The sequence below is a fragment of the Nocardioides sp. genome, assembly GCF_050699375.1.
GTDB lineage: Bacteria > Actinomycetota > Actinomycetes > Propionibacteriales > Nocardioidaceae > Nocardioides.
The window spans coordinates 1-6,097 of record NZ_JBOHDN010000251.1; the positions used below are offsets into that span (position 1 = coordinate 1).

General features: G+C 68.5%; 7 protein-coding genes and 1 pseudogene. 6 read left to right on the top strand and 2 right to left on the bottom strand.

The window, feature by feature from the left end; genetic code table 11:
• From ACRDPS_RS18600 to ACRDPS_RS18625, 6 genes are all read left to right on the top strand, one after another.
• On the top strand, positions 1-549 hold a 549-nt coding region (locus ACRDPS_RS18600), incomplete at its 5' end, for a PadR family transcriptional regulator (RefSeq protein WP_431503150.1).
• A 409-nt stretch (positions 550-958) separates the two neighbouring features.
• Positions 959-1,765, top strand: a complete 807-nt coding sequence (locus tag ACRDPS_RS18605; protein WP_431503154.1) for an alpha/beta fold hydrolase — start codon at positions 959-961, stop codon at positions 1,763-1,765.
• Between the two features lie 234 nt (positions 1,766-1,999).
• Positions 2,000-2,332, top strand: coding sequence for a VOC family protein (locus ACRDPS_RS18610; RefSeq protein WP_431503155.1), 333 nt, complete (start codon positions 2,000-2,002; stop codon positions 2,330-2,332).
• A gap of 139 nt (positions 2,333-2,471) precedes the next feature.
• Positions 2,472-3,596 carry a sensor histidine kinase gene (locus ACRDPS_RS18615; protein WP_431503151.1) on the top strand — a complete coding sequence of 375 codons (1,125 nt, stop codon included), beginning with the start codon at positions 2,472-2,474 and terminating at the stop codon, positions 3,594-3,596.
• On the top strand, positions 3,578-4,228 hold the full coding sequence (locus ACRDPS_RS18620; protein ID WP_431503152.1) for a response regulator transcription factor: 651 nt from the start codon (positions 3,578-3,580) through the stop codon (positions 4,226-4,228). Before ACRDPS_RS18615 ends, ACRDPS_RS18620 begins: the two co-directional genes overlap by 19 nt.
• Positions 4,229-4,303: 75 nt before the next feature.
• Positions 4,304-5,434 carry a hypothetical protein gene (locus tag ACRDPS_RS18625; protein WP_431503153.1) on the top strand — a complete coding sequence of 377 codons (1,131 nt, stop codon included), beginning with the start codon at positions 4,304-4,306 and terminating at the stop codon, positions 5,432-5,434.
• 112 nt (positions 5,435-5,546) lie between these two features.
• On the opposite strand, the gene ACRDPS_RS18630 is transcribed toward ACRDPS_RS18625, so the two are convergent.
• Both ACRDPS_RS18630 and ACRDPS_RS18635 read right to left on the bottom strand, forming a co-directional pair.
• Complete coding sequence (locus ACRDPS_RS18630) at positions 5,547-5,903, bottom strand: TraR/DksA family transcriptional regulator (RefSeq protein ID WP_431503156.1); 357 nt, start codon at positions 5,901-5,903, stop codon at positions 5,547-5,549.
• A 12-nt stretch (positions 5,904-5,915) separates the two neighbouring features.
• Positions 5,916-6,097 (bottom strand): annotated as a pseudogene (locus ACRDPS_RS18635) (putative immunity protein); the annotation flags it as partial.

Consider the following 6,097-nt stretch of genomic DNA (forward strand, 5'->3'; position numbering starts at 1 on the left):
GGCGGCGCGCATGGCTACCAGGTGCGGTCCGAACTGCAGAGCTGGGGTGCGGAGACTTGGGCCAAGATCAAGCCCGGCTCGATTTATCACGCGCTGAAGAAGGCGGCGGCTGATGGCCTCCTCACCGAGCACGCCGAGCCGGGCGACTCCGGGCCGGAGCGCGTTCTGTACCGCGCGACAGCTAGGGGACGTGAAGAGATAGTCGAACTGGTCCGCGACGGTCTGCGGCGCACCCATGACCCCACCATGCTCGACGCGGCCATCGCCATGTTGCCCATGCTGACCAGGACAGATGCCGTCGCGCACGTTAACGAGCGGGTCGCGCGCCTGGAAGCGGAGCTCGTAGGGCAGGCCAAGGGGTGGGAGAACCCGAACCCCGACATTCCCGAACACGTCCGCGATCAGGCCGAACTGTGGGCAGGACACGCACGCACCGAACTGGAGTGGGCCAAGAGCCTGAGCAAACGACTGTCTGAGGGCGCCTACACCATGGCCGATGATCCGGGTTCGTGGCGAACGGTCCCCGATCACCTCGAGAAGCGCTTCTAGTCAAACTTGACAAGACGTTCCTCCTCGTGCACTCTGGCCAAGTAATCAAACTTGGCTAGCGCTCAACTAACCCGTTCGCAACACCGAGAGAGGGAGCGAACCCATGGGAAAGCTCGCGATCGAGACGAGAGGGTTGAAGAAGAGCTTCGGCAAGACCCACGCGGTCGCCGGTGTGGACCTGGCCGTGAGCGCCGGGGGCGTGTACGGCGTGCTCGGTCCGAACGAGGCGGGCAAGACCACGACGATCCGGCCCACTCGGCCAACGCCATCACCGGTACCAAGCCCGGAACTCCCGAAACCGGCCCGAAGTGCAAGTCACGGAGGGGGCAGCCCACGTAATTCAGTCCTGGTCGACATGCTCCGACGGTGACGACCACGCATCGAGAAATGGAGAGAAGCAGTGAACGAGATGACACTTCGTGTGACGTCCGCCGACGGTACGAGGATCGCCTACGACCGGAAAGGCACTGGCCCGGCGGTGATCCTCGTCGGCGGCACCCTAGACGACGGCGCTGAGAACGCGCCGCTGGCCCGGCTCCTTGCCAACCACTTCACGGTCTACAATTACGCACGACGCGGCCGGGGCGCCAGCGGCAATACACCGCCGTACGCCGTGGCGCGGGAGGTGGAAGACCTCGACGCGCTGATTGCGACAGCCGGCGGCTCAGCTCACGTGTACGGCGCCTCATCTGGCGGCGCCCTCGCGCTGGAGGCAGCAGCGGCAGGTTCGGCGATCGACAAGATCGCGGTGTGGGATGTGCCGTACGTGATCGGGGACGACCTGTGGCCGAGGTTCAATCAGTACCTCGCGGACACCCACGAGGCATACAAAGCCGGGCGGGACGAGGAGCTCCTGGAACTGTTCATGAGGCTTACCGGCGGACCCGACGCGGACATCGCGGCTGGCAAACAGCACCCGATATGGACCTCGTCCGTCGCGCTCGCCCACACGCTCGTCAAAGACGCCGTGATCCTCAATGACTACAAGATCCCCACGAACCGACTTGCCCGCATCACTCAGTCGGTCCTGGTGACCACCGAGGGTCCGACCACCGAGCCCCAGTTCGCAGGCCTCCCGACCGACTTCTTCGACCGCGCCGCGAAAGCGATAGCCGCTGCCATCCCCCAGACCGAACGACACACGCTCGACGGGCAGGGACACGTCGTCGCCCCCGAACTCATGGCCCGTGTGCTGAAGACGTTCTTCAACCAGTAGCCCGTCGACTGATCAGGTCGCGACCGTGGGTCGCTTCGGAACGCAGGCCCATCGGCCACGTCAGCATCGGTCGGTGAGCGGCGACTCCTGAGTTCCGGAGTCTCGCCGCGCGTTGGCGCGAACGCGATCTGCAAGCCTGCGATCCCTTCCCCATGACGGGTGCGCCGATGACGCGGACCTTGCCGCGAGCTCGTCAACTGGGCAGCCAGCGCACGGACTCTGCTCCGCAACGACCTGGTCACCGCGGAATCCGGGCCCGCGCGCGACTTCTACGTCGCGGTCTTCGGCTACACGTTGGATGCCAACCCGGACATGCCCGAGCTCGACTTCACGTTCCTGCGCAGACCGGATGGCCACGAGATCGGCGGCATCGCCGGTGACCCAAAGGCCACGAAGTCCCGTTGGGGGACCTTGTTCCAGGTGGACGACGCCGATGCGGCGGCGCGGCGAGCGGTCGACGCGGGCGGGGCCTCGGCCGAGCCCTACGACACGGTCTACGGGCGGGTCGCGAACATCACGGACCCGTTCGGCACGGAGTTCGATGTCTGTGCGGCGATGACGAGCTGAACCGGCGGTCAGCTGGCCGAGGGTCGAGCTCGGCAAGACGCGCGTGGATGTCGGTGTGGACCTCCACGTCGCTGATCGCACCCAAGCCGCGATGTTGGCGCGTGAGGCCGGGTTGGGGCACGTCCGCAATGATGAGTGAGTGAAGCTGAGCCGTTCATCGTTGAGCGACCTGGTCGTCGCAGCCGTGCTGCTGGTGCTCGCACTGCCGATCTCGGTGGGTCTGGTACGCGGCGCGGCGCCATGGGTGATCGTCGCTTTCGGCGTGCTGAGCGCTGCCCTTGCGGCGAGTCTCGTGTGGCGGCGCGTGCACGCGGTCGGCAGCTTCTGGGTGGCGAGCGGCGTGATGCTCGGGCTGCTGGCGCTGCCCAACCTGTCCGAGGGTCCCTCGGTGATCTTCGTCCCGCTCAGCACGCTGTACCTGGTCATGATCTACACGGTCGCTGCCGAGACCGGTGCCCGGGCACTCCCCCTGGCCGTGTCGGCCGTCGGGCTTGCGCTGGTCGTCGCGCGGACCACGGTGGACCCACCGGAGCCACTTGACTGGCCGGCCTTCTGGGCCTTCGTCGTAGCGGCCGTCGCCGCGGTGGGCGCCAGCTGGGCGTTCGGCAGCTACCACCATGCCCGTCGCCAGCTGCGCGATCGTCAGCTGCGCGAGGGCATCCGCAGGGAGCGCGAGCTGATCGCTCGGGAGGTGCACGACGTCGTGGCGCACTCCTTGGCCGTCATGGTCACCCAGGCCGACGCGGCCCTGCTGGTGATGGACCGGGATCCGCAGCGGGCCCGCGACATGGTCGGGACCGCGCTCCGCACCGGTCGCGAGGCGATGGCCGAGATGCGTGGCGTGCTCTCGCTGCTGCGCGAGGAGTCCCCCAGCGTACGACCGGTCGAGTCGCTCGAGGACCTGGAGTCGCTGGCTGCTTCGTTCCGCTCCGAGGAGGTACGGGTCGACCTCGACGTCACCGGCGACGATGGTGCTCACGGTGAGGTGGCCCGGGCGGCGTACCGGATCATCCAGGAGTCCCTGACCAACGCCCTCAAGCATTCACGCCGGCCACTGGTCTGTCGCGTGTCGGTCGAGGTCACGCGCGACACGGTCCGCGTTTCCGTGCGAGACGACGGACCGGGCATCGAGGCCACGCGCAGCGGCCGGGACGGCTTCGGAATCACCGGCATGCGAGAACGGGTGCGCAGTCTCGCAGGCAGCCTCGAAGTCTCCAGCAGCGGCAACGGCACGGAGGTGGTCGCATGCCTTCCGAACACCTGATCCGGGTGCTGGTGGCCGACGACCAGGAGCTGATCCGTTCGGCGCTGGCGACGGTGGTCGGGACCCAGGAAGATCTGGATCTCGTCGGGACGGTCCCGAGCGGCGAGGACGCCGTACAGGCCTGCCTCGAGCATCGGGTCGACGTCGTACTGATGGACATCCGGATGGGCTCCCTCGATGGCATCGGGGCGTGCACCGAGATCCGCAGGCTCCGCCCGGAGACCCGGGTGCTGATCCTGACCACCTTCGACCTCGACGACTACCTGTTCGGCGCCCTGGCCGCCGGCGCGGGCGGCTTCCTCACCAAGGACACGCCGGGTCTCGAGGTGGCGGCAGCTATCCGGGAGGTGTACGCCGGCCGTTCCGTCGTCTCACCCCGAGCGACCCGCGCCCTGATCGACCAGATCGCGCACAAGGTGCCCAGGAACGAGATCGCGGCGCTGGAATTCTCCACACGGGAGCGGGAAGTGATGGAGCTGCTCGCCCGCGGGCTCTCCAACGCCGAGATCGGTCAGGAGCTGTTCGTCGCCGAGTCCACGGTGAAGACCCACGTCGGCAGTCTGATCCGCAAGCTCGGCGTACGCGACCGACTGCATGTCGTTGTGTGGGCCTACCAGAACGGCGCGATCTGAGATCCCTCCTGAGGTGGAAGAGGTCGGCACCTTTGGTGGAGCCGGGCACGGGCGGCGGGTCGCCAGCATGGACGCATGCTGAAAATACCTCGTCTCGTACTGATTCTCCTGGCACCGCTGACACTGACCGCCGGCTCGGTCCACTCGTTGCTCACCGGCGGCCTACATCCGCTTGCCGACCCTGCCGACAACTTCGGGCAGTCGCTCGGCCCGTTCGGGTCCGGGTTCGCGGCAGCGTGGTGCCTGGTCGTCGCCGCCGCGTTCGTCTTTGCCTGCGGCAGCCTGCGAGCCCGCCCCGGGTCGTGGCTCGGCGACCGGCGGCGACCGATCGCGCTGACGGCCGGGGTGGTCGGTCTGCTGACCCTCGACCACACCCTGCTGATGCTGCTCGGCTACCTGCCGATGATCATCGGCCTGGTGGTCACCGGCAGGGGCGGCACGCTGGCCGACCTGGCCTCGCCCGGGCTGGCGATCCAGGTGTCGGTCGCGATCTCGATCGTGACGCTGCTGCTGGCGCTGCGCGCGTCGGTGACGCGTGAGGCCGGGCCGGTCACCGAGGTGGAGCTGGCCGAGGCCACGCGGCGCACCCGACGCTGGACCAAGATCGCGATCGAGGCACCGCTCGTGTACGCCCTGACCCGGGTGCTGATGTACTTCGAGGTGCCCGGCTTCACGGCTCCTGGAATCGATCTCGAGGTCCGGCTCGCCGGCCTCGGGCTGGCCGTCGCGGCCGTGTTCGGCGCGGTGCTCACCTGGGGCCTGATCAGGCCCTGGGGCGAGCGGTTCCCTCGGTGGATGATCGGTCTCGCCGGTCGTCGGGTGCCGATCGACCTCGCCGTCCTGCCGGCGCTCGCCGTCGCCGGCCTGGTCCTGGCAGCGTCTCGCGCCATCGCCGTCGGCGCGTTCGCGGCCGGTAGCGACGGGTGGCGCGAGCAGCTCGAGGCGCCGCTGATCGCGGTGCCGCAGCTGCTGTGGCCGCTGTGGGGTGTGGCGCTGGCCCTCGCGGCCCTCGCGTACCAGCGTCGCCGACGGATCGCCGACCGGCTCGGCAACACCGAGTCGATGGCGCTGTCGCCGCGATCCTCACGTGAGGGCGAGCCGCACGACCTCACCGCATGGAAGCGGTCGGTCTCGGGTACCTGTTCGCCATGGCGGGCTTCGTTCTGGACATGGTGGGCGCCACGGTTGCAGTGCTCATCGTCCTGATGCTGCTCGCGGCCACGGCTGGATTCCTCCTGGCGGGGCTCGAGCGTCGACGGGCACGCAGGATCCACCGCGATCTCGTCGGGATGCGCGATGAGCGCCGACGGCACCGCCGCTAGTGCCGTGGCTTCCCGGCACAGCTGATGCAGGTGCGCGCCACCGGGCGCGCCTCGAGCCGGCCGTCGCCGATCGGCCGCCCGCAGTCCTCGCAGATCCCGTAGGTGCCCGTGTCCAGGCGCTCCGTGGCAGCGTCGATCTCGTCGAGGTGCCGTCGTGCTTGACGTACGAGCGCTTGGACCTGGGATCGCTCGAAGGCGATCGTGGCGCCCTCAGGGTCGTGCTCGTCGTCTGCGTTGGTGTCTCGCGAGGCGGCGATGACGGCGTCGAAGTCGCTTGTCAGATCAGCAAGGCGGGCGAGCGTCAGCCGACGCTCGGCGTCCAGCCGCTCACGAGCCTGGTCGATGTCGTCGATGCCGGCACGTCCTCAGTCGAAGACGGACCAGCAGATGTCGTTGCGGATCCGCTGGTCGTCGAGGACGAGCTCGCGGATCGGCTCGGGGAGCTGCTCTCGCTGCCATCGGCACTCCTGGCGCCCGGCCTCCACGGCTTCGCCAGGAGGTGCGGCGTCGCGCGCCGCCCTGATGGCGTACGCAGCAGCACCCAGGT